The organism is Vibrio sp. 10N.222.48.A3 (genome assembly GCF_041475345.1).
In the GTDB taxonomy this organism is placed as follows: Bacteria; Pseudomonadota; Gammaproteobacteria; order Enterobacterales; family Vibrionaceae; genus Vibrio; species Vibrio tasmaniensis_A.
The window spans coordinates 1-470 of record NZ_JBFRVX010000911.1 but is presented as its reverse complement, the minus strand read 5'-3'; the positions used below and the strand labels follow the sequence as shown (position 1 = coordinate 470).

The 470-nt window shown below is 46.4% G+C and carries 1 protein-coding gene and 1 pseudogene; both read right to left on the bottom strand.

From position 1 onward, the window contains the following. Positions 1-374, bottom strand: a 374-nt coding sequence (locus AB4653_RS21725) for an SDR family NAD(P)-dependent oxidoreductase (RefSeq protein WP_372105332.1), incomplete at its 3' end; no start/stop codon positions are given. Then, positions 371-470, bottom strand: a pseudogene (gene folE, locus AB4653_RS21720) (GTP cyclohydrolase I FolE); the annotation flags it as partial. The gene AB4653_RS21725 and the pseudogene folE, both read right to left, overlap by 4 nt.

Here is a 470-nt window from a genome sequence, read left to right as displayed (position 1 = left end):
GATATCAGTTGGTCTTTGAGTGTTAAATTGAACAGATAAGGCACGGTAGCGTGAATCGTCATCATCTGGTGCATGATGTGTGATGCATTTTCACTGGGATCTTTCTTGCTCTCAGGTTTCCAGTCCGAAGCGTTGTGTATGACGGCTCTGAGTGTCTTATATTCTTGACCAACATAATCAAGAAAGCCCTCTAAGCTGCTTTGTTGATAAAAGTCTACTTGCTGCAAGTCGGCTCCATTGTCGCGCAACCGTTGCAGTTGAGGATAGTCGCTGCGGTAAGTGCCAACCACTTTGTATCCATCCGCTATAAGTTGCTGCGCCAATGCGAATCCGAGTCGCTTTCCCACGCCGGTTATCAATATCGTTTCACTCATCGTAAAAACTCAGCTCTGGTTTGAGGGTTAGTTTTGAAAATACCACCGAGAGCGGTTGTTGAGGTTTCAGAGTTTGCATCCATGACGCCCCTGGAT